Origin of the sequence: Pigmentiphaga sp. GD03639 (genome assembly GCF_029845405.1) — a bacterium.
Taxonomy (GTDB): domain Bacteria; phylum Pseudomonadota; class Gammaproteobacteria; order Burkholderiales; family Burkholderiaceae_B; genus Pigmentiphaga; species Pigmentiphaga daeguensis.
The window spans coordinates 1-844 of sequence record NZ_JAOCLR010000089.1 but is presented as its reverse complement, the minus strand read 5'-3'; the positions used below and the strand labels follow the sequence as shown (position 1 = coordinate 844).

The window sequence follows — 844 nt, the reverse complement described above, 5'->3', positions numbered from 1 at the left end:
TGACCTGCTCCCCAATTTAGTACGAAACCAAATTAGAGTCTGCGGTTAAAAAACTGTCTGCAAACTGCTTGGGCGTCAGATACCCGAGCGAACTGTGCGGCCGGTCGTTATTGTATTCCTGGCACCAATCCGCAATCGTTTCCCTTGCGTGACGCATCGAGACGAACCAGTGCTCGTTCAGGCATTCGTCACGGAATTTGCCGTTGAAGCTCTCGATATAGGCATTTTGCTGCGGCTTGCCTGGTTCGATGAAGTGCAGCTTCAGCCCTGTCCTGTAGGCCCATTCGTCCAGCGTTTTCCCTGCAAATTCAGGACCGTTATCAATCGTAATCGACAACGGCAACCCTCGGGCATCTGCAAGTCGTTCCAACACTGCCACGACGCGGCGACCTGGCAGGGACGTATCAACCTCAATGACCAGGCACTCCTTTGTAAAATCATCGACGATGTTCAAGGTGCGGAACCTCCGTCCGTCAGCCAAACCATCAGATACGAAGTCCATCGACCAGCTCTGATTGGGCGCCGTGGCAGGTGCCTTGACCTGTCGCTCGACGCCAGCAATTCTCTTCCTCTTGCGCCTTCTGACTGCCAAACCTGCCTGCTGATAGACGCGGAACAGCCGTTTGTGATTGACGGCCCACCCTTCGCGCTTGACGAGCACATGCAGCCGCCGATAGCCATAGCGCCGCTTGGCGGCTGCCAGCTCACATAGCCGGTCCCGTAGGGCCTGGTCATCCGGGCGGCGCGATTCATAGCGGTACAAGGACCGGGAGATGCCGAATAGCCCACAGGCGCGGGTGACGCCTAAGCCATGCACTTGCATGACGTGCATCACTGCTGCTCG

The 844-nt window shown here is 56.8% G+C and carries 1 protein-coding gene; it reads right to left on the bottom strand.

Annotated elements, in window-relative coordinates; translation table 11 throughout:
- Positions 1 to 16: 16 nt before the first annotated feature.
- Positions 17 to 844, bottom strand: an 828-nt coding sequence (locus tag N5K27_RS28950) for an IS3 family transposase (protein WP_279821036.1), incomplete at its 5' end; no start/stop codon positions are given.